Here is a 25,030-nt window from a genome sequence, read left to right on the forward strand (position 1 = left end):
CGTTGTCAGCCTGTATCTTATGGATAAAAGGTGGAGATGAACGTGATTTTTTCATCCTCTGATCTCGTCAAGGCTCTGCCTGACAACTATTTTAGCGCAATGGATGACAAAGTGAATCTGTATAAAAGCAAAGGAATAGATGTAATCAATTTGGCAGCCGGCAACCCGGATCAGCCAACACCGGCGCATATCATCAGCGCTTTGAAGGAAGCGGTCGATCAACCGATCAATCAGGGCTATCCACCTTTTCATGGGAAAAAAAGCACGCTGGAGGCTGTCGCCGCGTTCTATAAACGGGAGTATCAGGTGGAGCTGGATCCTGACCGGGAGGTTGCCATATTCAACGGCTCAGCCATAGGCGTAATGGGGATTCCACAGGCGCTGCTGAATCCCGGTGATTGGTTATTGACCACCGATCCGGCATATCCCCAATATTATTCCGCTGCTGCGCTGGCAAGAGCCCATATTCATACGATTCCGCTTGATGAGAAGCATGGCTTCTTGCCTGATTATACAACCGTGCCGGAAGAAATCGCAGAGCAGGTCAAATTGCTCATGATTAATTATCCGAACAATCCGACTGGAGCAGTAGCTACTGCAGATTTTCTGACAAAGACGCTGGATTATGCCGCTCGATATCAGTTTCCGGTTATGAATGATTTTGCTTACGGTGCTCTTGGATTTGACGGGCATAAGCCGATTAGTTTATTGCAAATCCCCGGCGGCAAGGAATATGGCGTCGAGACGTATACGGCTTCCAAAACGTATAACATGGCTGGATGGCGCTTCGGCTTTGCAGTGGGAAATTCGTCCATCATTGGTGCGCTCAAGCATTATCATACGCATGCCTACAGCACTGTTTTTGGAGCGGTACAGGATGCGGGGGCTGTGGCATTGCTGGGCACGCAGGAACCGGTACGGGAACTCGCGGCGTTATATGAGCGGCGCCGTGATATTCTCATTGCAGCGTTACGAGGTATTGGCTGGTATGTAGCTGTTCCCCAAGGGTCTTTTTTTGCCTGGTTCAAGGTGCCAGAGGGTTACACATCCGCTTCATTTGCAGACTTTTTATTGGACGAGGCACATGTTGCGGTCGCCCCTGGAGAAGGCTTTGGTCGTGCGGGAGCTTCTTATGTGCGGGTCAGTCTGGTGAACAGTGAAGAAAGGCTGCTGGAGGCGGTGCAGCGCATCGCAGCAACGGGTATTTTTCAAGTATAAGCTGGAATACAAGGAATTCATGGAGGGAGCGAGAAGAACTTTGAGTATAGCGATTATCGGAGCCATGGAGGAAGAAATAGCAGATTTGAAAGCGCAGATCGAAGGGATAAAGATGACCCAGATTGCGAACGGGATTTTTTATACAGGCCAGCTTGAGGGCAAGGAGGTTATTCTGCTGCAATCAGGAATTGGCAAAGCGAACGCAGCCTCGACTACGGCGCTGCTGATTGAGCGATTTAGCCCGGAGCTTGTCATTAATACCGGGTCTGCGGGTGGGCTCGATCCAGCGCTGCATGTTGGCGATGTTGTAGTGGCGACCGAGCTGACTTACAGCGATGTGGACGGAACGGCGTTCGGCTATACCTACGGACAGGTGCCACAGATGCCGGCAAGTTATCCTGTCGATCCAGCGCTGCTTGCTTTTGCGACAGAAGCGCTGGCGGAGACCAGGATTGAGGGGCAGATCGTCAACGGATTGATTACGACGGCAGACTCTTTCATCTCCCAGGCTGAGCGCGCCCATTTTATCCGTAGCCAGTTTCCTGAAGCGAAAGTGACGGATATGGAAGGGGCCGCGGTCGTTCAGACTGCGTACCAGTTTGGTGTTCCGTTTTTGGCTGTCCGTTCTTTGTCTGATCTTGCCGGTGTAGAAGCGGCGGATTCTTTTGACTCCAATCTTGATTTGGCTGCGGCCAACTCGGCAGCAGTGGTTGTGGCTCTTGTAGCTGCATATGATAGAGACAAGCTATGATATATCCAATGGCAATATTCAGGAACGTTTTTTCTTCGGTTTGCCATGCTGGTTAATGAGAGTTCGAAGTTGTTTCCCGGCTTGGTTCAGCTCCATATCGTTCAACACATAATCGGTGCTGACTTCCCAGGTGCTGCGGTCATTCAGATGAAAAATAAAGGCGGGAAAGCGAGGGCGCAGCCATTTGCGGATGGAGGCCCCTTCGAATTCGACTTTAGTGATTGCAGACCATGGGACAGTTCGAATACCATCGGAAATGCTATGCTCGTCAAAGATGAACAGGTAGGTATCCTTACGAAGCGTTCTGCTCAAACAAACCACGAGATAGCTACCGAAAAAAGGAAGTCCAACAATGGCGGACGTAATAAAGAAGAAGATTTGTAGAGCTGAGATATCTTCGTCGATAAAAATGAGCAGCAGCAAAAGCAGACAAATCAGCACAAACATCAAGCTGCCCATGGCTTTCCAAAATGCCAAAGATCTTCGATATACAATTTTATCCACGGAATACCGCCTCGTCGCGTACAAACTCCTGAATGAAATAAGTTATTCGTTCTCTCCAGTCAGCTTCGGTTACACTTTCAATACGCAGACATGGGGTGGCCTGCATGTCCAGTTCTGTATTTCTTACGATCCACACATCATTCGTTCCTTTAAGAACAAATAGTAGATTTGTAACGGAAGGTCCATCTTCATCCGTATCCGCGTATATCATCTGGCTCAAATTATCTAGGCTACATTGATTACGATCAAAATCCTCTCGCCAGTCTTGTATCATTTGTTGAGCCGACTCATGAAGCTTCCACGTTGTCATTTGCTGCATGCTGAAGTTGGATGAGGTTAACTCATTCCACTGTTCTTCTGTCAAATCGACGTATCGGCTGTGCTCATTGAAGTTCGAAGCAAGCAGGCCGAACAATTGATCAATGTCATGATGCCAGTCTTCTGGGGAAGACCAGCGAAAGAAATGGAGTTCATTGTGGCTGGAAAAATGATACAGAAAACGTTCATTTCCATGGTGTATCGTTAATGTATTTTGCTTGTCCTGTTGCTCCTTGTAGCCACGTAGCATCTGGCGGCTTTGTACCAGATGAGCTAGCATTTCAACAATAAACGCATCAAATTCGAGCTGTTGTTGCCCGTCATCCCGTTGTTCCATCAAACCCTTGGATATCAGGCTATGCGTTGCGGCATGAAAAAGCAGTTCCCAGCGATCTTCGGTTAGTTCCCCGTAATAAGATTGGAGCAGACCAGAAGCCATATCTTCTGCGCCCAGTGCGGTCAAGGCAAAGCCTAGTTCCTCAAGCGTTAAAATTACCGTTTGTTTGTCCATAGTCAGGCTCCTTCTCCATCTGTTAGGTGTATGTCATTTAAATAGTTTGCTGGCCCAACGTATCCCCTTTTCGGCGAATTTGGCGACTTTTCCACCTGCCCAGCTTCCCACCGTACCGCCGACGTAAGCACCGACGGCTGCACCGACCGGACCACCGATAGCGCCGCCTACGGCTCCCAAAGCAACAGCACCGCCATAAGTTGCAGCGGTTTTAATCGCTACGTTAGAAGCAGATACAGCCACATCCGTTCCGGTAAGCTTCCCGCTTTTCCATTTTCCAGCCAGACTGATACCCTCGCCCACAATATTCATGGTGGCATTAATAGGGTATAGCTTTTTGGCAATCATGCCGGGAATTTGGCGGGTGGCTATGCCGTAACGGCCTTTTTCCACCCCGGCGATGACGTTCCGCGTCCACTGAGGAAAGCTATTGGCTTTGTTGAATCCGAGGCCGAGCTTACCCATTTGAAGCTTTCCAGCTAAACGATCAAAGCCCTTTAAACCCTTCATCACAATACCGGGTTTAGCGAATTGGCGGTTTAGGCTTTTGCCCAAATTACGCATAAACGCATTGTTACCCTTGCCATTCACCCATGCCGCATTATGTATAACCGCTCGAGTGGGATTCTTCAGACTTTTCTTGAATTCTACTGTTTTGGTGAGCACAAGTGTGGAAGCCAGACCGCTATAGATAGCTGTTCCGGCAAATCCCAGTTGCCCGCGCCATTTATTGGCTTCTGAAATGCTGTTAATAGCTATATCTGCTGGATCGGGTCCTTTTTTCCCGGAAGTTGCCCCTTCACTGCTGCCGATCTGTCCGCTGTGATCTCCTTTGGGAATACCCGTGTCTGCTTGGGTGTCTGTTTCCTTGAATTTTACTGCAATGGAACGCAGCTCTGTGCTGACAGAATCGACAGTTTGAGTGAAAGCATCCATTTGTCCACGCGCTTTATGAAAATCCTGATAAAAGCGCTGCTGTGTTGTTCCCGCCCAGCTATTTTCCAACATCTGAATATGCTGTGACAGTTGTCCGCAAATTTGTGCCCCCAGCTCACGTGCCTGTGCGAACTGCCTGGAAACCGCCTCTAGTTTCTCAGGAGGAACCATAATTTTAGCCATGATGTCCACCTCGGATGATTAAAATAATTACTTATATTCTAGTGAATCTAGTGGGGGTTAGCAAAAAAAGGAGGGTATTTAAGTGAAAAATAAGTCATTTGTATGAGTTCCTGAGGATTCATAAGGGAGAATAGTAGGAGGTGTTATGCTCCGAAGTTCTTATATGCCATTCATAACGAAAACGAAAAAAGCCCCTCTTTTCAAATGGAGCTTTCCATTAGAAAGAGAGGCCTTCTTGCGTAGAAGCTAATACATATTTCGCGTCGTTTTAATTATTTTAGCGGAATCTGCTTGGACAGCTTTTCAAACTGCTGCAAATAAGGAGTGACCTTGGCAGTAATTCCTTTGAGATACTTGATGGACGCTTGTCTTTGACGTTCTTTGGTAGCAGTCTCTTCAGGGAACATAGAGTATTCCTTTTGGACAGAGCCATTTTTATAATTTACGGAGAAGAGATCTCCTTTTTGCCATCTTTGGACCAGATCTTGATTACTGTGCAAGATATTTAGTATTTCTTTGCTATTTTTATAAGTGAAGCTGTAGTCTGGATCTGCCACAGCGTGGATCACTTGGTAGCCACTCTGTAATCCATTGTTCTGAAAGGTACCTACTTGGATCTCGTTCGAACGTACGGTTCCGTCCATTTGTGTCACTTTTTCAGTCTGCGTACCCTTGCCACTCATCGTGTCATTGCTCCATGTGCCGTTGTATACGACTTTATGATTTTGTCCATCTGCATCCGTGTATTGATTTATATATTTTCCAGTACCTGAACGCTTGCCATTCACAAAATCACCCGAATACTGCTTATATTCGCTCCATTTGATCGTACCACGTCCGTTGGGCTGCCCATTCTCGACCTCTCCATAGTAAGTAGTCTGACCGGATAGCTGAAGCAATTCCTTGGTTGCAGCCGCATTCGCCGCAGGTGTACTTACAGACAGCGCTCCAGATATTAGCGATGCGGACACCATAATAGGCAGAGACAGAGCCTTCCCTTTTTGCCAAAGTTTTTGCATCACGAGTTCTCCCCTTTCGAAGCTTTGAATTTCTAAAAGTTAAGTTCAACGACCCAGCACCGTTTTATACTATTTTGTGCTTGGTGAGTTATAGTTTAATATAGATTGAGAATTATAGGAAACTGTAAAGTGAAAACAGCTAGCTAGGAGGGAGATTCATGAATTTACCCGAACATGGGAGTGAGGATGTATCTAGCATCCTTAGCGTGGAGTTGGAACATGAGCCTGTGAAGACCATAAAAGGAATCCATCAAGTGGAGCCTGATGCAAATATCTATTGGCTGATTGATGTGGAATTCAGTGGTTTTACGTTGTCAGATGAGGATATTTTGCAATTGCTCAAAGGATATATCGTGTATGGACATGTGCATGATTTACAGATGTGGACTAGTGTGGGGCGCAGATCGGCAGGCGAATGCCATTTTGATAAAATCTGTATTTGTATGGATATATTCGATAATGTAGAGATGCAGATTCGTTTAGATGAAGCCAAGGTTGCAGACTTTATGAACACACTGCCAGCGCGTTTTCAGGAGAAGGGCACCGTTCATGTGCTTCCTCGGGAGGTTGCTGCCCGTGCACGTGCAAAAGCGGAGAAACTTAAAGCATTTACAGATCAGGAAGGTGAAAGGGAACATGCTGTCATGCTTAGGCTGGTAGCGGATCAAGGCCAATCTTACCGTGGAGCGGATATCTGGGATGTCATGCTGAGTCTCGGAATGGAGTGGGGAGATATGGATATTTTCCATGCACACCATCACGGGCTGGGAGGCTATGATGAACTATTTAGCGTACATACGGGAACCGAGCCTGGATTTTTTTGGTTGAGTACACTCGCAGAGGATCGCTTTGCAGATTTGATTTTCAGTATGGATGGGGTACGAACCGTACAGCCGCAAACTGTGTTTGAGGCGATGTGGAAAAGTGCCGAATATGCACGCGCCAGACTTGGCGGGACATTAGTGAATGAACAGGGTCTGCCAGTTGTGCCGGAAGATTATCTACGTCAGATTCAAGAGATGGAAGACCGCTTAAGTGAGTTTGGTTTTAAAGCAGGAGAGGATGTTGTTGCGTTTCTATTCTAGATTAGAAAGGAGTGGTTTCGTTGTCCAGCAACGCTATTGAGAAGCTAAGAACGATTCTAAAACGTAAAGCTACTATTTTCCATACAGGGGGCCGTAGACCATCCGGTTCCCTTGAACAGAGCTGGATTGGTAGAGTTACAGTGGCTTTGCCAACGGAGGAGCAACCCATTGATGTACAGGGGAATGTTATGGCTCCGATCATGCAATTGTATTTGCCTGCCTTGCCCTTTGTTCCTCCGGCTATACACAGTGTCAAGCTGTTGACGGTCTTTCTGTCTCCTGATGTACTGGATCATGAGGACATGGAAGGATATATGTGTATTCGTGAGTATACGTCGTTAGAGGATTTGGTTGAAAAAGATTTTGGTCCGGCATTTATGCAAATCAAAGCATTCCCGCTGTTCCCCGAACTCAAAGAGAATGATTATCCGGTCTGGGACGGTGAAGACATTCCTGAGAAATATGGCGATGCCCTCAACCATTTGGACGAGGAGGAACCCGACTATTTTGAGGACATCGTAGAGGAAATATATGCGGTTCACAAAATCGGTGGCTATCCCAGCTTTGTTCAATCGGGCATCGACTTTGGCGAGGGCTATGAATTTGTGTTTCAGATTGCTTCAGATGCCAAAGCCGAATTGAATATTGTCGATGGGGGCAGTTTTTATTTTGCCAAGCATCAGAATGAAGGAGCCTGGCGGGGTTACTTTGATTTTTACTGATTAGCTCACTTAGAGAGCAGTCTGGAACCGATCGTGTTGTAGAGCATGGCAACCCTATATACTCGTAAGTTAGACACTATTGAAGTGGGGTAAAAAGATATGAATGTTTTAGGTCAGCTGGGATCTGCTATCCAGAGTAGTTTATTTATACAATCCGAATTGAAGAAAGCCCATGCATTTATTCAGAAGCACGATCTGCCTGTAGAACAGGTAGAAAATGATTTTCACAAACAGATCATCGTGCTGGAGCAATATGCTGGAACTCGCGTTTTTCAGCGAGGGCTTGCTAAATACAAAGTAATCAATGTAATGCTTATGACCATATCTGTGATTATATTGCTGGCAGCAGGCATCGTTGCGGCGGTGGAATATTTACAACCAGAACGACATTTGCTGCAAGTGCTGGCGAATGCCATGTTTGACCATTGGGTTCCCTCTATCACTTTGCTCAGTGTTGTATTCGTGGGTGTGATCGTTCTTGCCATCGTTAGAAATGTTTATGCCAAACAATTACATACGCGCGTGCTAGAGCGGGCTTGGCAGGCCATTTTCAATCATGTGTACATATGAGGACAGAGTAACTGTAGGAGATTGGCATAATAGCTGAAGGAGTGGCAGCAATGAATGACTGGGAATCAGGAATCATTCAGGTCGATGGTGAGCGTGCGATCTACTCATCTTTAACAGAAGATCAGTTGTTAGAGACCACTTGGTATTCGAAATATTTTCATTCTGTAAGAAGGCTAGGGAATGACTACATCTGGTATCATTTCGATCAGGTTTCTTTGCTGCGTCGGCATTTTTTTGTGTCTGTATGCTTTAAGGATACAAGCCTAATTGTCGTGGAGATTTCGCTTCAGGGCAATGAATTTCCAACTTCTTGGTATAATTGGTCTGAGGAAGGGGAGAGAAAGCGGCAAGGGGAGCATGATCGTTTGTTACAGCAACATTTGTCCGTGAAGCCAAGCTATCGTCAAACCAAGCCTTACCCCTATATGGAATATGAACTGAGCTGGGGGAAAATCTCTTCTTATTTTGACCCCCGGTCAGGAAATACGGCCATTGCTTTTAAATATAAAGATGAATAGCAATCTTACATAAAATGCACTACAACCCTGAGCTTTGTATTGGAGGTGAAGGGGTTGAGATGAGTAAGGGAGATGTTTTGTGGATAAAAAGGCAAAAAAAATACTGATGAACACATTCTGGTCCTCCAGCGGCTGGAAGCAGGAGCGGGGATCTTTTTCGGGTGAGGATTTTGAATATGCCAAAAGTAAGGGCTTGATGTTCGATCCGATCACCATTACACATAACGAGATTATAAACAGATTACATGAGTTGCATCAGCAAAAGGCTACAAAAGAGCGAGTGGCAGCAGCATTTTTGCACAGCCTTTCCACGAAAAAGGTTCATTTACGAAGCGCCTTATCGAGCTGGGCATTAACCGCTGGGCTTCCTTTGCACACCTATGGTGAGCGGCCTGTCGTCCTGCCCAATTACAGTAGCTGTGGGGATTGTAATTTTAATAAAATGATGTCTGATAATGAATACGTCAATGAAGATTTGAATGTACTGAATTTTGAACGAATCAAATGGGGCGGTATTCGTCTGAACCACCTTCTATATTGCTGGATGGACCTTGAATTGTTCAGTCAAGAAGAGGATGTTCAGGTTTCCGATGAGGATCTAGCTATACTTCATAACATGCTCGAAGCTGTTCAGAACTGTGATGCTCAAAGCAGTGCACGTCAATTGGAAAAGCGCTGGAAGGATGTGTTTCCATCCAGCAAAAACGAGCGTGATGTAGTCATGGAGGTGTGGGGATATGCCGGACTGCTGGTCCCACAGGACACGCCTCGTAAACGACAGCACGGCAATCATGATTTTTATTCCGTAGCAGCTTGGCAAGGAGATGACAGATACTCGCAGGAGGCGTTGGACTATTTCTTCGGTACGTTTTTATAGAGAAAGTGAATCGTTATGCCACATCTTGATCATGACGGTTCCTCAAACAACAAACGTTCTTCTTCCCGACTATGAATAGCATTGACAATCAGAAGCGCGTGGAACTGCTGAAGAACTTCAGGCGTAAGCCCTTCTTCACGGATCCCGGCTTTGAGCTCTTTTACAATGATTCGGAGCAAATCATGATCCCTTGTAAGTTTGACGACAGCCTCCTGCAGTTCCGGTTTTTTCTCAACCTTTTCCTGATAGAATCCTTCCTCTTCTGCATCAGCATGGCTGAGAATGCGGGTTTCCCAATATTCGATCAAGTGGTCGGCAGCTTGGCGCGCCACCTTGAATTCTTTTGCTTCGAGTAATTCTTCTACTTCTCTCGTCTTATCTAGAGCGCCAGATAGCCCGCCTTGATGAATGGCATGATGAGCATGCAGTTGACGTAAAGAAGGTCCTCCCATAACAGTTCATCCTTTCTTTGTTCCCTTTTTTAGTACAGTATAGCATAAGAAAATAGCGTTATTTTTCCGGTTAGGATATTCCCCGCTAAGGAAAAGGGAACTCCCTAATTGGTTCAATTTCATATAATACTTAGAATGAAGTTAGAAGATAAAACTCAATTTTGGGGGAATGGATGATGAATCGATTAACCGAAATAACAGACATAAAAAAGATTGTGAAAAAAGGATCAAGGGTTTGAAGGGGATGAGCAGATACATACCTAATCAACATGGAGCCTGGGCCATGCTCATTCTTCCATTTTTATTCGGTTTAGCTGCTTCTCGAGGGGAACTTATTCATATTCCCCTATTTGTGTGCTGGTTTTTTATCTACTTATTCAGTTTTCCTGTCCTCCAATGGATCAAAACAGGCAGCAGTGCAAGATACCGCAAACCCGCCGTTATATACGGAGTGATATTACTTCCTTTGTTAATTTCACTGATATGGTTTGAGCCTGCCTTGATCTGGTATGGAGTTCTTCTATTGCTCTTTTTTATGGCTAATATTTATTTTGCAAAAACGAAAAATGAACGTGCTTTACTCAATGACATTGTTGCAATTCTACTCTTTTGTTCTTTTATATACCCTGTTATTTATATGGGGGGAGGAGAGAATTGGAGAGTAGCAACAGAGCTATTCTTGCTTTTGGTGCTTTACTTTATCGGAACTGCTTTGTATGTCAAAACGATCATTCGTGAAAGAAAAAATATACGTTACCATTATGCTTCCGTCATCTATCATTTGGTGATTTTGTTGTTTGCTACTTGGTTAAAGTTACCTCTGTTTGTTCCTTTTTTGATTTTTTTGATACGAGCCATATGGCTTCCTAAACTCGGATTAAAGGCAAAACAAGTTGGCATGGCGGAAATTGGATTTTCAATGATGCTCTATGTTTTTGTGTTGTTTTTATACTTCTAAAAGGAGAGACATCAATGATATCTTTGAAAACGCCGCGTGATTATCATACAGACCCGTTTATAGTCATCTGGGAGGTTACACGAGCTTGTGCTTTAAAGTGCCTTCACTGTAGAGCGGAAGCTCAGTACAAACCTGATCCTCGCCAGCTGACATTAGAAGAGGGTAAGAAGCTGATAGATCAAATTGCTGAAATGAATCATCCGTTGGTTGTATTCACAGGCGGAGATCCTTTAATGCGTCCTGATCTGTTTGAACTGGCACGATATGCAATTGAAGAGAAAAATCTGTCGGTTTCAATGACCCCCAGTGCCACCCCTAAAGTGACACGAGGAGCGGTAGAAAAAGCAAAGCAAGTTGGGTTATCGCGATGGGCGTTTAGTCTGGACGGTTCATGTGCAGACATTCACGATCATTTTAGGGGTACAGCGGGTTCTTACGATACGACCATGCGAGGAATTGGTTATTTGAAGGAACTGAATATCCCTATTCAAGTGAACACGACGGTGTCCCGGTACAACCTTCATGATCTGGAGCAAATTGCAGAAAGGGTAAAGGAAATGCAGGCCGTGTTATGGAGTTTATTTTTCCTTGTTCCAACCGGACGTGGCATGGAGAAAGATATGATTACTCCTGATGAGCATGAAGCCGTAATGAAATGGTTGTATCAAATACAGCAACAGATGCCGTACGGTGTGAAGGCTACAGAAGCTCCTCACTACCGGAGGGTCGTACTGCAGCAAAAGCACAGAGCAGGTGAGAGCAGTGTAGCAGACGGACAAAAGAGGGCAGATGTTTTAGGACGTGCTCCTAAAGGCGTAAATGATGGAGATGGATTTGTTTTTATTAGTCATATCGGCGAAGTATACCCGAGCGGTTTCCTGCCTCTTATGTGCGGGAATGTACGAAAGGATAGCCTGGCAGATATTTATCGCAACTCTCCGATCATGATGAATCTTAGAGATAAGTCCCTACTTAAAGGTAAATGTGGAGTCTGTGAATTCAAGGCCGTCTGTGGGGGCTCCAGAGCAAGGGCTTTTGCAATAACAGGAGACTATTTGGAGAGTGACCCTTATTGTGCTTATATACCCGGAGTTGGAGAGGAAAAGTGTTTTCATGAAAAAAAGTTCTAAAAAAGTCGTTATTCTCGGTGGAGGAATAAGCGGTTTAAGTGCTGCCTTTTATGTGAAAAAGCTGGCTGAGGATAGGCAGCTTGAAGTAGAGATTACACTGGTGGAGAAAAGTGAACGTCTGGGAGGAAAGCTACAAACCGTTCGCCAAAACGATTTTATGATCGAAAAAGGACCAGATGCTTTCTTGGCCAGAAAGACAGCAATATTGGATCTGACCATGGAGTTGGGGCTGGAAGCAGAGCTGGTATCGACAAACCCGAAAGCCAAATCTGCTTGCATTTTGCATAAGGGCAAACTTCATACGATGCCGATGGGCTTCATTCTGGGCATTCCAACAAAGCTCACCCCCTTCATTCGGACAGGGCTTATTTCTCCGTTGGGAAAAGCACGGGCAGCTCTGGATTTAATCATTCCGGCGAAGAAAGGTGATGCGGACGAATCTCTAGGGGATTTTATCAAACGGCGTCTCGGCAAAGAAGTTCTGGATCAGATTACAGAACCTCTGTTGTCTGGAATTTATGCTGGGGATACTCATTCTCTGAGCCTTATGTCAACTTTCCCTCAATTTAAACTAATGGAACAAAAGCATGGAAGTCTGATTAAGGGTATGTCTAAAGGGGCGGGAAGAAAGCCAGCAGTACAAGACAAACTGCCTGATATCGCTAAGAAAAGTATGTTTCTTTCTTATCGGCTAGGATTATCTACGATCGTGGAGCGGCTAAAGGAAAGGCTGGATACCGTACGTTTTGTTATGGGGCAAGGTGTAGTTGAAGTAAGGAAAGAAAACGGTTATCAGGTCATTTTAGAACATGGACAAAAAATAGATGCGGATGCGGTGATTTGTGCTGTTCCAGCTTTTGAAGCGGCTGCATTATTTTCCGGCGTTGCAAGCGCTAGCTGGTTACACAAGATTCACTATGTTTCCGTAGCCAATATTGCCCTTGCTTATAAAAACACAGATCTTAATTTTGCTTTTGAGGGAACGGGATTTCTAGTCCCCCGCAAAGAAGGCAAAAAGATTACCGCATGCACTTGGTCTTCGACGAAGTGGAGCCATACTGCTCCTGAAGGATATACGCTTTTACGGACCTATATCGGACATGCAGGTGCACAGGAGTGGGTTCAAATGACAGACAATCAACTTGTGGATGCCGCGCGCAAGGATTTGAAAGATTTAATGGGCCTGGAAGCGGAACCAGAATTCACAGAAGTCAGTAGGTGTGATCGATCGATGCCGCAATATCCGATTGGACACAAAGAGCATATGGCGAAGATGAGACAGGACTTTGCACAGTATTTACCGGGTGTTTTTCTATGCGGTGCCGGCTATGGGGGCGTTGGAATTCCAGATTGCATCGCTCAAGGGAAAGAAGCGGCTGAACAGTTGCTTTCTGATTTGTTATAATCAGGCTCTTTCCACTAGTGAAAGAGGGAACCCCCTGATTGGTTCAGCTTTAAGGGAGACGTAGAATGAAAGTTAAGCACAAAATCGAAGTATGATGGAGGAATGGAAGATGAGCCAGTTAACGGAAGAAACATGGGTGGCGGACATTGTGAAAGCAGTACCCAAAACAGGAGATCTGTTCCGCAAACTTAGGATTGATTTCTGCTGCGGAGGGAAAATATCGCTCCGTGAAGCAGCAGCCAATCGAGGCCTCCACGCTGGTGAACTGCTAACGCAGATACATGAAGTGGAAGAAAAGCAGGCACAGCATAAGCAAATGCAACCTCCTTCACTCGAACCAAAAGAGCTAATCGCCTATATTCAAAATGAGTATCATACGAAGCTTCGGGAAGAACTATCGGCGTTAACGCCGTATGTAACCAAACTAACGCGGGTTCACGGCGAACGTTATCCGCATCTAAAGCGAGTTAATGAACTGTTCACCTTGCTTAAACAGGAATTATCGGAACATATTCAAAATGAGGAGGACCTTGTGTTTCCGATGATTGAAGCATTTTTACAAGAATCAACAGTGGAACGAGCAGATGAGTTGAATCCAATTTTGTCCAAGTTGCAAGACGAACATCAAACAGTGGTGGAATTCCTGAAGGAAATGCGTTTGATCACAAACGGCTTTGAGCCAATGCAGGAAGCTTGTGGTACGCACCGACTCGTATTGAAGCGGTTAGAAGACCTGGAAGCAGATATTTTTAATCATATTCTTCTTGAAAATTGTACACTAATCGAACGTACAAGACAGGCACAGCTAATCGCGAAACCCATTAATTGATGATGAACGAACATGAGGAGCCGAACCAAATGCATAAATTAATTAAAAGTAGCACTGTTTTCGTTTTGGTTATTTCCATCATTTTATTATTATCAGGATGCGGTACGAAACAACAACTAGATTCAAATGTTGACAGCGCCGGTAAGAATGGATCTTCCAGCCAGACATCTTCGAAAACGGCTGAAACTATTGAGCTTACCATATCCGCAGCAGCAAGTTTAACGGATGCGCTCAAAGAAATTCAGCATTCATACGAATCAACCCATACAGGCATCAAATTGAATTTTAACTTCGGCGGCTCTGGTGCGCTGGAAAAACAAATTGAGCAAGGAGCGCCGTCGGATTTGTTTCTGTCCGCTTCGACCAAAAACATGAAGTCCCTTGTTGATCAGCAGTTAATAGATACGAAAAAACAAAAAACGTGGCTGACGAACGAATTGGTCGCGGTTATCCCTGCAGACGGGACGATGAACATCGCGAGTGTAACCGATTTAACAAAAAAAGAAGTGAAGAAAGTTGCGATCGGAATTCCTGAAAGTGTCCCTGCGGGCAACTACGCACAGGAAGCGCTGATGAAAGCGAAGCTTTGGGACACGTTACAGAGCAAGCTGGTTCAGGCAAAAGACGTTAGACAAGTGTTGCAATATGTGGAAACGGGGAATGCTGATGTCGGATTTGTATATAAAACAGATGCGTTGACTTCACAGAAGGCAAAAATCGCCTTTGAGGTGGATCCCAAAACCTATTCACCTGTTGAGTATCCAATCGGGATTGTCAAAGCTTCAAAGCACATTCAAGAAGCCGAAGACTTTTATGCATACTTACAATCGCAAGAATCTCTGAATATTATGGCTAAGTATGGATTTACCATACCGAAGTGAGCATGCAAGATATAGATTGGAATGAATATTGGCCTCCTATCCGATTATCGTTGCAGGTTGCACTGTTATCCAGCGTTCTGGTAATCATATTAGGCTTGCTTGTGGCATGGTCAATGTCGCGGTTGGGATTATTTAAAGGGAAAACGGTTGTTGAAACCGTGCTTATGCTGCCTTTGGTACTCCCACCGACGGTTGTTGGTTTTTTACTGCTCATATTACTTGGACGAAAAAGCGGGTTCGGACGGTTTGTGGAGCAATGGTTTGGCGAGCCTATTATATTCTCGTGGTGGGCTGGGGTTATAGCAGCGGTGGTAGTGGCTTTTCCTCTTGTCTATCGGACGCTGAGAATGGGACTGTCTTCTGTTGACCGGGACTTGGAAAACGCGGGACGTTCGATGGGTGCAAGTGAATGGCAGGTTTTTCGATACATCACCTTCCCTTTAATTTTCCCTTCTTTTAAGGCTGCCTTTATACTCGGTTTTGCCCGCGGCCTGGGCGAATTTGGTGCTACGCTGATGATTGCCGGAAATATTCCGGGTAAAACACAAACGATTCCGACGGCCATTTATATTGCGGTGGATGCTGGTCATCTTCCTATGGCCTGGGCGTGGACATGCTCTATCATACTCATTTCTTTTATCATGCTCCTGTTAACGGGTCAAAAGAACAATTAATTACTCCATACAAGCTTCCCTTTAGCAGGGGGAGGCTTTTTTGTATCTTTCCATAGAACGAGGGATTTCCTGTAGCGCTATAGGACATTCCCTAATGGGAACAGAGATGAATGAATTACATAATGAGAGTAAGCGAATGAGTCTTCCCTTGGAACTTGCGTTGGGATGATTCTTTCTAAAAAGGAGTGTTGGTCATCGATGAAAAAAAAATACAACCTCAACTTTTTTAAACCGATCGAAAGCTATTCGGGAAATTGGTCAATCCTTGAGGAAAAAAATAGAGAATGGGAAAACGTGTACCGTCAGCGTTGGTCTCACGACAAAGTGGTTCGGACGACTCACGGAGTGAACTGTACCGGTTCCTGTAGTTGGAAGGTTTTTGTGAAAAACGGCATCATTACCTGGGAAAATCAACAGATCGATTATCCCTCCTGCGGTGTAGATATGCCAGAATTTGAACCGCGCGGATGCCCGCGTGGGGCTACATTTTCCTGGTATGAATACAGTCCATTACGGGTGAAATACCCTTATATGCGCGGTAAGCTGTTGCGGCTTTGGCAGGCAGCCATCCAGGAACATGCCAATCCGGTGGAAGCATGGGCAAGCATTGTGGAAGATCCGGAGAAAGCCAAGCTCTACAAAGCAGCTCGCGGAAAAGGCGGTCATGTCCGTGTCGCTTGGGACGATGTCCTACGCCTGATCTCGGCGCAACTCATCTATACCATTCGTAAGTATGGTCCCGACCGGATCGCGGGCTTTACGCCAATTCCGGCGATGTCAATGATAAGCTACGCTTCAGGAGCTCGATTCATTTCGCTACTGGGTGGGCAGATGTTGAGTTTTTATGACTGGTATGCCGACCTTCCTCCTTCATCTCCTCAAATTTGGGGTGAGCAGACGGATGTACCGGAATCTTCTGATTGGTACAATGCGGGTTACCTGATTATGTGGGGATCGAACGTACCGCTTACCCGGACGCCAGACGCTCATTTTATGACGGAAGTACGATATAAGGGAACAAAAGTCGTATCCGTGGCTCCGGACTTGGCGGAGAATGTGAAGTTCGCTGACAACTGGCTTGCACCACATCCGGGTACAGATGCTGCCATAGCCCAGGCTATGACGCATGTTATTTTGGATGAGTTTTACAAAGATCGCCAAGAACCGATGTTCATTAACTATGCCAAACAATATACGGATATGCCGTTTATGATTCTGCTTGATCCACACGAGGGAGCCTGGAAAGGTGGACGTTTTCTACGGGCGAGTGACCTGGGCGATGTTTCGCCGCATGCGGACTGGAAGCCGGTCATATATGACGAAGCGGCGGGGGAAATGCTGGTCCCGAACGGTACGATGGGACAGCGCTGGGAGCAGGATAAGAAATGGAACCTGATTCTGGAACGGGAAGACGGAACAAAGGTTGAGCCCGCGCTCACTGTGGAAGGTCATGGCGAGCAATGGGAAGAAGTCGTATTCCCTTACTTTGATAACGCCGGTAATGGAACGTTCAAACGTGTAATTCCGGCCAAAAAAGTACGCTTGGCAGATGGCTCGGAACGTTACGTAGCAACTGTGTACGATTTGATGATGAGCCAGTACGGTGTCGCACGCAATGACAGCCCTCATAACGCCAAAAATTATTACGACGAAGCTTCGCATTATACCCCTGCCTGGCAGGAGAAGATCACAGGTGTGAAGGCGTCTGTTGTGGTACAGATTGCTCGGGAATTTGCCCAAAATGCTATCGATACTAAAGGGCGCTCCATGATTATTATGGGTGCGGGTATCAATCACTGGTTCAATAGTGACACGATCTATCGGTCCATCTTGAATCTTGTCGTGTTGACTGCTTCCCAAGGTGTAAACGGTGGAGGCTGGGCGCATTATGTGGGTCAAGAAAAGCTTCGCCCAATCGAAGGCTGGTCAACGATTGCCTTTGCAAAAGACTGGCAAGGGGCGGCTCGACAGCAAAATGCTACATCGTTTTTCTACTTTGCAACAGAGCAGTGGCGTTACGAAGAAAGTGGAACAGACACCTTGAAGTCACCGATTGGCGGGGATGTCAGTTACAGACATCCAGCAGACTACAACGTGCTCGCAGCGCGTCTGGGTTGGCTGCCTTCTTATCCACAGTTTAATAAAAACAGTCTACTGTTCGCCGAAGAGGCTGCGCAATTAGGCAAGAAGTCCAACGAGGACATCATTAATCATTCTGTGGAAGAGATTAAATCACGTAAGACACGCTTCGCTGTAGAAGATCCCGGGGCAGCCGAGAACTTCCCGCGTTCACTCTTTGTTTGGCGGTCAAATCTGATTTCCAGTTCGGCGAAGGGGCAAGAGTATTTCATGAAACATTTACTCGGAGCATCTGATGCCCTGCTTGCCCGGCCGAATGAAGAACAGAAACCTGAGGAAATCGTCTGGAGAGAAGATGTAGAAGGAAAGCTTGATTTGATGGTTGCACTTGATTTCCGGATGACAACAACTCCATTGTACGCGGACATCGTGCTTCCGGCGGCAACCTGGTACGAAAAAACAGACTTGTCGTCAACAGACATGCATCCTTTCGTGCATCCATTTAATCCGGCTGTTAACCCTCTGTGGGAATCCCGCGCGGACTGGGATATTTACCGCCAGCTTTCCGAAGTCTTTTCGGATATGGCAAAAGAGTATCTACCAGGAATATATAAAGACCTTGTGACCGCGCCGCTCGCACACGATAGTATAGGCGAAATTTCACAGCCGATGGGTCTTGTAAAGGATTGGACGAAGGGCGAGATTGAAGCGACTCCGGGTAAAACCATGCCGAATTTCAGCATCATCGAACGCGATTATACTAAAATTCACGATAAATTTATCTCACTCGGTCCTAATTTGACTACTGGGAAAGCAGGTGCGCATGGCGTCAGCTTCTCCGTAGCGGACGAATATGAGGAAATGAAAAAGTTGAACGGAGTTTATTACGATGAGTCCATTAAAGATGGGCTGCCCAAAATCCAGACAGCTCGCCAAGTGGCCAATGCAATTCTTCACCTTTCATCCGCGACTAATGGACGGGTGTCGCAAAAGGCTTATGAGCAGGCAGAAGAGCTTCACGGTGTGGAACTCAAAGACATCTCGGCCGATCGGGCAGCGGAAAGGATCACTTTCCAAAGTATCACGGCACAGCCACGGGAAGTTATACCGACACCAGTATTCACTGGATCGAACAAGAAGGGACGCCGCTATTCACCATTTACAACGAATATTGAACGTCTCGTTCCGTTTCGTACTTTGACGGGAAGACAGCATTTCTATATTGATCATGAGATTTTCCAACAATTTGGGGAATCATTGCCGATCTACAAACCGACGCTGCCGCCGATGGTGTTCGGCCCTCGCGACCGGGAAATAAAAGGCGGGCAAGATTCACTTGTGCTTCGTTATCTGACACCGCACGGTAAATGGAATATTCACTCCACCTATCAGGACAACCAGCACATGCTGACACTGTTTCGCGGAGGTCCTACGGTGTGGATCAACAACGAAGACGCAGAGGCACACGATCTGGCCGACAATGATTGGGTAGAGGTATACAACCGTAACGGCGTCGTAACCGCCCGGACTGTTGTCAGCCACCGGATGCCAAGAGGAACGATGTTCATGTACCATGCTCAGGATAAGCACATTCAAGTGCCAGGCTCCGAAATCACGGATACACGCGGCGGTAGTCATAACGCACCGACAAGAATTCATCTCAAACCAACCCAGATGGTCGGTGGATATGCTCAGCTTAGTTATGGATTCAACTATTATGGTCCGATCGGCAACCAGCGTGATGTGTACGTTGCGGTACGTAAAATGAAGGAGGTTAACTGGCTTGAAGATTAAAGCTCAAATTGCCATGGTCATGAACCTGGATAAATGTATTGGCTGTCATACGTGCAGCGTGACATGTAAAACAACCTGGACGAACCGCAAAGGTGCGGAATATATGTGGTTTAACAATGTGGAAACCAAACCCGGTATCGGTTATCCGAAGCGCTGGGAAGACCAGGAATTATATAAAGGTGGCTGGCAGCTCCGCAAAGGGAAACTGGAACTGAAGTCAGGCAACAAGCTGTCCAAGATAGCACTGGGTAAGATTTTTTACAATCCAGACATGCCGGAAATGAAAGATTATTATGAGCCCTGGACTTACAATTACGAGCAACTGACCAACGCTGGAGAACAGAAGCATTCACCTGTGGCACGCGCGCATTCTGCGGTAACAGGTGAAAAAATGGATTTGGAGTGGGGCCCAAACTGGGAAGATGACCTGGCGGGTGCGCATGTAACCGGTCCGCTTGATCCAAATATTCAGAAAATCGAAGAAGAGATTAAATTTAACTTTGAGAAGTCGTTCATGGTGTATCTCCCACGGCTTTGCGAACATTGCCTAAATCCAAGCTGTGTCGCGTCCTGTCCTTCGGGCGCCATGTACAAACGAGACGAGGACGGAATCGTGCTCGTGGATCAGGAAGCCTGCCGCGGATGGCGGTATTGCATGACGGGCTGTCCATACAAAAAAGTGTACTTTAACTGGCAGACGAACAAAGCGGAAAAATGTACCTTCTGTTTCCCACGTGTGGAAGCTGGCCTGCCGACAGTCTGCTCCGAGACATGTACAGGACGAATTCGCTACCTCGGCGTTATGCTGTATGACGCGGATCGGGTGCTTGAGGCCGCTTCTACGCAGGATGAGAAAGAACTTTACAAAGCGCAGTGCGACCTGTTCATGGATCCAAGTGATCCGGCAGTGATTGCTCAAGCGAGAAAAGACGGTATCTCGGAGGACTGGATCGAAGCAGCGCAGAACTCGCCGGTCTACAAGCTTGCCATTGAGCACAAGCTGGCATTCCCGCTTCATCCGGAATACCGCACATTACCTATGGTCTGGTATGTGCCACCACTTAGTCCGATCATGAATTACTTTGAAGGGAAAGACTCGATTGAGAATCCCGATATGATCTTTCCGGCTATCGAAGAGATGCGTACCCCCATTCAGTACCTTGCCAATATGCTGACGGCGGGCGACACGCAAACCGTGAAGGAATCCTTGCAGCGAATGGCTATGATGCGCTCCTATATGCGTGCCCAGTCCACAGGACAATCTTTCGATGAAAGCCGTCTTGAGCGCATCGGCATGACACCGCGGCAGACCGAGCAGATGTATCGACTTCTGGCGATTGCCAAGTATGAGGATCGTTTCGTCATTCCGACATCGCATAAAGAAGGATATTCGAACCCGTACCGAGCTCAAGGATCTGCTGGTTACGGCGATACCATGGGAAACATGGGTTCAGGCTCTGGATGTGATGGCTGTAGTCTGGCAAGTTCAATGGGGATGGAAGAGCCCTTGAAAACGGGCAAAGAAATGTATGAAGAAAACTTCTACGGGGGTATTTGGCGTGATTAATGTAGCGAAGCTGTATGAATGCAAGCCATCATTCGGGTTTTTCGCCCAGCAACTCATGTACCCAGAAAAGCTGGATTTTCATCCGGCTTTTCTGGAAACATCGTTTGATCCAAACCATCCGGCATATACGTATGCGAACACCTACTGGTCCCTTATGCAAGAGTTCAGTATGGAAGAGATTCAGGAAATGTATACGGAAACCTTTGATTTTCAAAAGAATTGTGCACTATATATGACTTACTTTAAATTCGAAGATGCAAAAGAACGGGGACAAATGTTGGTCAAGTTAAAGGTGCTATACGAGATGTATGGTCTTGAAATGCCAGATGGAGAGCTGCCAGATTACCTGCCGCTCATGTGTGAATTTCTGTATGCCGCCGAATGGTCGCAAGATCCGAAGACGACAGAAAACTTCCGCATGCCAATCGCGATCTTGGAAGACGGCACATATCATTTGCTTAAAGCGTTGGAAAAAATGAAAAGCCCGTATTTTCATTTGGTGAAGGGACTGCGTGAAACGCTTAAAGTTTGCGTAGAACAGGAGGCAGCCGCGCAATGATGATGCTAGAGCAGTTTTTATGGGTTATTTTCCCTTATATGTGCGTGGTGGTCTTTATTGTAGGGCATATTTTCCGCTATAGAAACGACCAGTTCAATTGGACAGCAAAATCAAGTGAGTTTATTGAAAAAAAACAATTGATGATCGGAAGTCTCTTATTCCACCTGGGTATTATCCCAGTTATTATGGGTCATGTATCCGGTTTGGGCATACCAAAAACCTGGATGCATGCACTGGGTGTAAACGATCATCTGTATCATATTGGAGCAGTTTATGTTGGTGGAATATTTGGAGCGATGACATTCCTCGGTATGTTGATTCTTACCTCTCGTCGTTTTACAATGCGCAATGTGCGCCGTTTAAGTACAGCGTCTGATTTGATTGTAAACGTATTGCTTTTGGCCATTGTATGCATGGGGATGTTCGCGACTCTCGTAACGAATGCGGTACAGCCGGAATTCGATTATCGGGAGACGATCTCGATCTGGTTCCGCGGTTTATTCATATTCCGTGTTGACCCGACTCTGATGAGAGACGTACCGATGTCTTTCAGGCTTCATATACTTATGGGCTTTGCGATTTTTGCATTCTGGCCGTTTACCCGGCTTGTACATGTGTGGAGTGTTCCGTTGAATTATGTGCGCAGAAGTTATATCCTTTACAGAAGACATAAATCGAATTAGGAAAGCGGGCTCTGCCTTCTTTCCTAATTCTATTAGGAGAGAGCGATGAATAATAGGATGGATTATCAAAGGGAGCTTGAGCGAATACGCGAACATTTCGGTTATGATTTCATGGCGCTAGCTCTGGTTGAACCGGCCGAATATCAATACGTAATTAAATGGAAAAATGCAGCCGGTAATTTAAATGATCGCTTTAAGCGGATTGTGCTGCAATCCGGTAAGGGCATAGCAGGAATCGTGTTTAAAACCGGGAAATCCGTTTTCATTCCATCTATTTATCAATATGTGGGGGCAGACAACCTGTTTAACTATCCGATCGTTCAATCCGAGAAGCTCAAGAGTCTCGGGGCTGTTCCCCTATGGAATGATGCTCGCGTCGCGGGCGTACTGCTTGGTGGATTTCGGGAAGAACAGCTCATGACCGAAGCCATGATGCGTGATTTGGAAGCCTTGGCACATAGAGGAATTGGAGAGTTGAACGGGAAGGAAGTGATGTGAATTGACATTGTCTTTAGGGACTGGCTCTTTGAGTGCGCTAATGGTGAAGTTGTTTGAGAACAGTACGGAAGCCATTTTCTTTTTTGATAGGCAAGGGAATACCCTAGCCATGAATCCGGCAGCTGAGGAGATTGTGGGCGATGACGTCCTCATCCAACTCTATGAAGGGAAGGAAAGAGCTTTATGTGGAACATGCAGGGGTTATACAAGCGAAACGGAGCCCCGTACCTGCCTTGATTGTTATTTCAATATGCCAGAATCCAAGGATTTCGCTTCTTTTCAGGTGTATCTGGAAACGAAGAGCAACCGAATGGTTCCCTATGCCGCTTCTTTTCACACCATTGATTCTGAACATGGAACACGGGTGTTGATGTTGAGAGACTTGACTCCACAATTTCAGACGCAGGAAAAATTGTATCAAAACAAAATGATGAAGCATGTCATTGAAGCGCAGGAAAATGAGCGCAAACGGCTTTCCAGGGAACTGCACGACAGTGTGGCCCAGGAATTGATGAGCGCGGTTGTTGAACTACGGGTGTTAAAATACATGACGAATGATGAACAGCTCATCAAAAATATGAAGCAGACTGAAGCATCCATGACGCGATTGCTGGATGATATCCGCAACCTGTCTGTGGAATTACGCCCCGCCACACTTGATGATTTTGGGCTTGAAGCGGCATTTCGTTCCCACTTTAAGAGGGTTGAACAAAGCTTTGGTCTGGTAGTTGAATTTGTGTCGGATCTTTCCCAAAAGCGATATGGAAGTGAAAAGGAAACGGTCATTTACCGTGTCTGCCAGGAGGCTGTTCTCAATGCCTTGAAGTATGCCCAGGTAGACATGGTTAAAGTTTCTTTGACTGAGCACGATCATACACTTCGTTTGACTGTAGAGGACGATGGAATTGGCTTTGAAAAGGGGAGCAAGCCTATTGGAACGGGATTAGGTTTATATGGCATGCAGGAGCGAGCAGAGTTGGTAGGTGGAAGTTTTGGCGTCCTTTCAAATGTTGGTCAGGGAACCAAAGTCTTTTTACAAATTCCGATTGGCCAAGAGGAGGAATAGAGACTTGATCAAAATTGTGTTAGCGGATGACCATGCTATTGTACGAAGCGGATTTTCCATGATTTTGAACTTCCAATCGGATATGGAGGTTGTCGGAACGGCTGCGGATGGCATTGAAGCGTATACGATGGTAGCTAAATATCGTCCGGATATTCTAATCATGGATCTCAGCATGCCCCCAGGCGAAAGTGGATTGATCGCTACAGGCAAGATTAAAGAGGACCACCCTGATACTAAAATTCTGATTCTGACCATGCATGACGATGAAGAATATCTTTTTCATATTTTAAAGAATGGTGCTTCAGGATACGTTTTGAAAAATGCTCCAGATGAGGAGCTATTGCTTGCTATACGAACCATTCATGGGGGTGGGACTTATATCCATCCTAAAATGGCTACTTCTCTCGTTCGTGAGTTCATCAAAAAAGATACGACGTCACAATCAGAAGATCCTTATGAGATCCTGTCCAAGCGGGAGCTGGAGATTCTACCTCTGGTCGCAAAAGGTTACGGTAACAAGGAAGTTGCGGAAAAGCTGTTCATCTCTGTCAAGACGGTGGAAGCGAACAAAGCGAAAATCATGGAAAAATTGAATTTAAGAAGCCGGCCTGAACTGGTCCAATATGCATTAAAGAAAAAAATGCTGGATTTTTAGCCGATGAATGGAGGAAATCCGCGTGCTGGAAAATGAGAAATTGCGCTTTTCCAAACCTGCCATGCGTATTCTTGAAAATGAGCATCGCTATCTAACCTATCTGATGGATGAATGGCATGCCATTGTATTGTGGTTTGAGCAGCACAGAATACTAGATTTGGAAGAAGGCCGCAAGCAACTGGAAAAACTGAGAACGCAGATTATCGATTTTAGGGTATCCCTAAAGAAACATACCGAAAAGGAAGAAGAACACTTCTTTTCTATGCTAGGAACCTACATTGGTTTTGAGCAGGGACCGCTCGTTGGTATACAGGAGGAGCACCGTGAAATAGAGGGCTATATCGATCATTTTCTTTATCAAACGGAGGGCGATCTGAGTTTGCTCACGCTTGATGAGATTCAGGAGGCGACCAAGAACGCGGGAGAGGCGTTCGAAGTCCTGACTGTACATTTTATAAAAGAAGAAACCGTACTTTTTCCTATGGCAGAGCAACAGATCAATCGGAATGATCTGACCAAGTTATGTGACAAATTAAATACGCTTATCTCTTGAATTGACCAAGCCGCTTCCTATAGAAGCGGTTTTTT

Annotated in this window: 26 protein-coding genes; 21 read left to right on the plus strand and 5 right to left on the minus strand. The window is 45.9% G+C overall.

All coding sequences use genetic code 11. The features are described from left to right. Positions 1–42: 42 nt before the first annotated feature. Positions 43–1,218, plus strand: a complete 1,176-nt coding sequence (locus NSS66_RS14360; RefSeq protein ID WP_340959191.1) for an aminotransferase class I/II-fold pyridoxal phosphate-dependent enzyme — start codon at positions 43–45, stop codon at positions 1,216–1,218. Between the two features lie 40 nt (positions 1,219–1,258). Next, a complete protein-coding gene (locus tag NSS66_RS14365) occupies positions 1,259–1,969 on the plus strand; it encodes a 5'-methylthioadenosine/adenosylhomocysteine nucleosidase (RefSeq protein ID WP_013311357.1) in 711 nt (236 codons plus the stop codon). A gap of 18 nt (positions 1,970–1,987) precedes the next feature. On the opposite strand, the gene NSS66_RS14370 is transcribed toward NSS66_RS14365, so the two are convergent. The 4 genes from NSS66_RS14370 to NSS66_RS14385 form a co-directional block, all read right to left on the minus strand. Continuing rightward, the gene (locus tag NSS66_RS14370) at positions 1,988–2,473 is read right to left on the minus strand and encodes a DUF5381 family protein (RefSeq protein WP_075154580.1); all 486 of its coding nucleotides are present in this window, start codon (positions 2,471–2,473) and stop codon (positions 1,988–1,990) included. Next, positions 2,466–3,302 (minus strand): hypothetical protein, encoded by an 837-nt coding sequence (locus NSS66_RS14375; protein ID WP_340959193.1) that lies wholly within the window; start codon positions 3,300–3,302, stop codon positions 2,466–2,468. The genes NSS66_RS14370 and NSS66_RS14375 overlap by 8 nt, the downstream gene beginning before the upstream one ends. A gap of 33 nt (positions 3,303–3,335) precedes the next feature. Next, entirely contained in the window at positions 3,336–4,421 is a 1,086-nt protein-coding gene (locus tag NSS66_RS14380; protein ID WP_028542261.1) for a WXG100 family type VII secretion target, read from the minus strand. A gap of 272 nt (positions 4,422–4,693) precedes the next feature. Continuing rightward, positions 4,694–5,440 (minus strand): hypothetical protein, encoded by a 747-nt coding sequence (locus tag NSS66_RS14385; RefSeq protein ID WP_340959195.1) that lies wholly within the window; start codon positions 5,438–5,440, stop codon positions 4,694–4,696. Positions 5,441–5,598: 158 nt separating this feature from the next. Here NSS66_RS14385 and NSS66_RS14390 point away from each other — a divergent pair, with 158 nt between their 5' ends. From NSS66_RS14390 to NSS66_RS14410, 5 genes are all read left to right on the plus strand, one after another. Continuing rightward, entirely contained in the window at positions 5,599–6,525 is a 927-nt protein-coding gene (locus tag NSS66_RS14390; protein ID WP_340959198.1) for a cell division protein ZipA C-terminal FtsZ-binding domain-containing protein, read from the plus strand. A 20-nt stretch (positions 6,526–6,545) separates the two neighbouring features. After that, positions 6,546–7,247 carry a DUF1963 domain-containing protein gene (locus tag NSS66_RS14395; protein ID WP_053325885.1) on the plus strand — a complete coding sequence of 234 codons (702 nt, stop codon included), beginning with the start codon at positions 6,546–6,548 and terminating at the stop codon, positions 7,245–7,247. A 99-nt stretch (positions 7,248–7,346) separates the two neighbouring features. After that, positions 7,347–7,817: a DUF6097 family protein gene (locus NSS66_RS14400; RefSeq protein WP_053325884.1), complete on the plus strand. Its 471-nt coding sequence runs from the start codon at positions 7,347–7,349 to the stop codon at positions 7,815–7,817. A 50-nt stretch (positions 7,818–7,867) separates the two neighbouring features. Beyond that, entirely contained in the window at positions 7,868–8,335 is a 468-nt protein-coding gene (locus NSS66_RS14405) for a hypothetical protein (RefSeq protein ID WP_340959200.1), read from the plus strand. A gap of 79 nt (positions 8,336–8,414) precedes the next feature. Further along, on the plus strand, positions 8,415–9,212 hold the full coding sequence (locus NSS66_RS14410) for a hypothetical protein (RefSeq protein ID WP_023989713.1): 798 nt from the start codon (positions 8,415–8,417) through the stop codon (positions 9,210–9,212). Positions 9,213–9,241: 29 nt separating this feature from the next. Here NSS66_RS14410 and NSS66_RS14415 read toward each other — a convergent pair whose 3' ends face one another. Then, on the minus strand, positions 9,242–9,664 hold the full coding sequence (locus NSS66_RS14415; RefSeq protein ID WP_340959201.1) for a hypothetical protein: 423 nt from the start codon (positions 9,662–9,664) through the stop codon (positions 9,242–9,244). Positions 9,665–9,833: 169 nt separating this feature from the next. On the opposite strand from NSS66_RS14415, the gene NSS66_RS14420 reads away from it, so the two are divergent. From NSS66_RS14420 to NSS66_RS14485, 14 genes are all read left to right on the plus strand, one after another. Beyond that, complete coding sequence (locus NSS66_RS14420; RefSeq protein ID WP_340959202.1) at positions 9,834–10,622, plus strand: YwiC-like family protein; 789 nt, start codon at positions 9,834–9,836, stop codon at positions 10,620–10,622. A 14-nt stretch (positions 10,623–10,636) separates the two neighbouring features. Next, positions 10,637–11,752 (plus strand): TIGR04053 family radical SAM/SPASM domain-containing protein, encoded by a 1,116-nt coding sequence (locus NSS66_RS14425; protein ID WP_340959203.1) that lies wholly within the window; start codon positions 10,637–10,639, stop codon positions 11,750–11,752. Next, on the plus strand, positions 11,736–13,157 hold the full coding sequence (hemG, locus tag NSS66_RS14430) for a protoporphyrinogen oxidase (protein WP_339200631.1): 1,422 nt from the start codon (positions 11,736–11,738) through the stop codon (positions 13,155–13,157). Before NSS66_RS14425 ends, hemG begins: the two co-directional genes overlap by 17 nt. A gap of 109 nt (positions 13,158–13,266) precedes the next feature. Next, entirely contained in the window at positions 13,267–13,986 is a 720-nt protein-coding gene (ric, locus tag NSS66_RS14435; protein WP_025718083.1) for an iron-sulfur cluster repair di-iron protein, read from the plus strand. A 29-nt stretch (positions 13,987–14,015) separates the two neighbouring features. Then, positions 14,016–14,867, plus strand: coding sequence for a molybdate ABC transporter substrate-binding protein (gene modA / locus NSS66_RS14440; protein ID WP_340959207.1), 852 nt, complete (start codon positions 14,016–14,018; stop codon positions 14,865–14,867). Beyond that, a complete protein-coding gene (gene modB / locus NSS66_RS14445; RefSeq protein WP_028542273.1) occupies positions 14,864–15,541 on the plus strand; it encodes a molybdate ABC transporter permease subunit in 678 nt (225 codons plus the stop codon). The genes modA and modB overlap by 4 nt, the downstream gene beginning before the upstream one ends. A 198-nt stretch (positions 15,542–15,739) precedes the next feature. Continuing rightward, entirely contained in the window at positions 15,740–19,414 is a 3,675-nt protein-coding gene (locus NSS66_RS14450) for a nitrate reductase subunit alpha (RefSeq protein WP_340959209.1), read from the plus strand. Next, positions 19,404–20,981, plus strand: coding sequence for a nitrate reductase subunit beta (narH, locus tag NSS66_RS14455; protein ID WP_023989704.1), 1,578 nt, complete (start codon positions 19,404–19,406; stop codon positions 20,979–20,981). The genes NSS66_RS14450 and narH overlap by 11 nt, the downstream gene beginning before the upstream one ends. Beyond that, positions 20,974–21,540, plus strand: coding sequence for a nitrate reductase molybdenum cofactor assembly chaperone (gene narJ / locus NSS66_RS14460; protein ID WP_023989703.1), 567 nt, complete (start codon positions 20,974–20,976; stop codon positions 21,538–21,540). The genes narH and narJ overlap by 8 nt, the downstream gene beginning before the upstream one ends. Continuing rightward, a complete protein-coding gene (gene narI / locus NSS66_RS14465) occupies positions 21,540–22,223 on the plus strand; it encodes a respiratory nitrate reductase subunit gamma (protein ID WP_028542277.1) in 684 nt (227 codons plus the stop codon). Before narJ ends, narI begins: the two co-directional genes overlap by 1 nt. A 45-nt stretch (positions 22,224–22,268) precedes the next feature. Beyond that, on the plus strand, positions 22,269–22,721 hold the full coding sequence (locus tag NSS66_RS14470; RefSeq protein WP_023989701.1) for a GAF domain-containing protein: 453 nt from the start codon (positions 22,269–22,271) through the stop codon (positions 22,719–22,721). Between the two features lies 1 nt (position 22,722). Further along, entirely contained in the window at positions 22,723–23,787 is a 1,065-nt protein-coding gene (locus NSS66_RS14475) for a PAS domain-containing sensor histidine kinase (RefSeq protein WP_023989700.1), read from the plus strand. Positions 23,788–23,794: 7 nt separating this feature from the next. Then, positions 23,795–24,442 (plus strand): response regulator transcription factor, encoded by a 648-nt coding sequence (locus NSS66_RS14480; protein WP_023989699.1) that lies wholly within the window; start codon positions 23,795–23,797, stop codon positions 24,440–24,442. 22 nt (positions 24,443–24,464) lie between these two features. Next, positions 24,465–24,995 (plus strand): hemerythrin domain-containing protein, encoded by a 531-nt coding sequence (locus NSS66_RS14485; protein WP_209943192.1) that lies wholly within the window; start codon positions 24,465–24,467, stop codon positions 24,993–24,995. Positions 24,996–25,030 lie beyond the last annotated feature (35 nt).

It is taken from the genome of Paenibacillus sp. FSL R10-2748, from assembly GCF_038005565.1.
Taxonomy (GTDB): domain Bacteria; phylum Bacillota; class Bacilli; order Paenibacillales; family Paenibacillaceae; genus Paenibacillus; species Paenibacillus polymyxa_B.

Excerpts from the sequence above, each read along its gene's own strand:
- NSS66_RS14405 (WP_340959200.1), top strand. The coding sequence starts at position 7,868 with ATGAATGACTGGGAATCAGGAATCATTCAGGTCGATGGTGAGCGTGCG.
- NSS66_RS14385 (WP_340959195.1), bottom strand. The coding sequence starts at position 5,440 with ATGCAAAAACTTTGGCAAAAAGGGAAGGCTCTGTCTCTGCCTATTATG.
- NSS66_RS14380 (WP_028542261.1), bottom strand. The coding sequence starts at position 4,421 with ATGGCTAAAATTATGGTTCCTCCTGAGAAACTAGAGGCGGTTTCCAGG.
- NSS66_RS14375 (WP_340959193.1), bottom strand. The coding sequence starts at position 3,302 with ATGGACAAACAAACGGTAATTTTAACGCTTGAGGAACTAGGCTTTGCC.
- NSS66_RS14420 (WP_340959202.1), top strand. The coding sequence starts at position 9,834 with ATGGATGATGAATCGATTAACCGAAATAACAGACATAAAAAAGATTGT.
- ric (WP_025718083.1), top strand. The coding sequence starts at position 13,267 with ATGAGCCAGTTAACGGAAGAAACATGGGTGGCGGACATTGTGAAAGCA.
- NSS66_RS14425 (WP_340959203.1), top strand. The coding sequence starts at position 10,637 with ATGATATCTTTGAAAACGCCGCGTGATTATCATACAGACCCGTTTATA.
- hemG (WP_339200631.1), top strand. The coding sequence starts at position 11,736 with ATGAAAAAAAGTTCTAAAAAAGTCGTTATTCTCGGTGGAGGAATAAGC.
- NSS66_RS14400 (WP_053325884.1), top strand. The coding sequence starts at position 7,347 with ATGAATGTTTTAGGTCAGCTGGGATCTGCTATCCAGAGTAGTTTATTT.
- narI (WP_028542277.1), top strand. The coding sequence starts at position 21,540 with ATGATGCTAGAGCAGTTTTTATGGGTTATTTTCCCTTATATGTGCGTG.
- NSS66_RS14390 (WP_340959198.1), top strand. The coding sequence starts at position 5,599 with ATGAATTTACCCGAACATGGGAGTGAGGATGTATCTAGCATCCTTAGC.
- modA (WP_340959207.1), top strand. The coding sequence starts at position 14,016 with ATGCATAAATTAATTAAAAGTAGCACTGTTTTCGTTTTGGTTATTTCC.
- NSS66_RS14470 (WP_023989701.1), top strand. The coding sequence starts at position 22,269 with ATGAATAATAGGATGGATTATCAAAGGGAGCTTGAGCGAATACGCGAA.
- NSS66_RS14415 (WP_340959201.1), bottom strand. The coding sequence starts at position 9,664 with ATGGGAGGACCTTCTTTACGTCAACTGCATGCTCATCATGCCATTCAT.
- NSS66_RS14450 (WP_340959209.1), top strand. The coding sequence starts at position 15,740 with ATGAAAAAAAAATACAACCTCAACTTTTTTAAACCGATCGAAAGCTAT.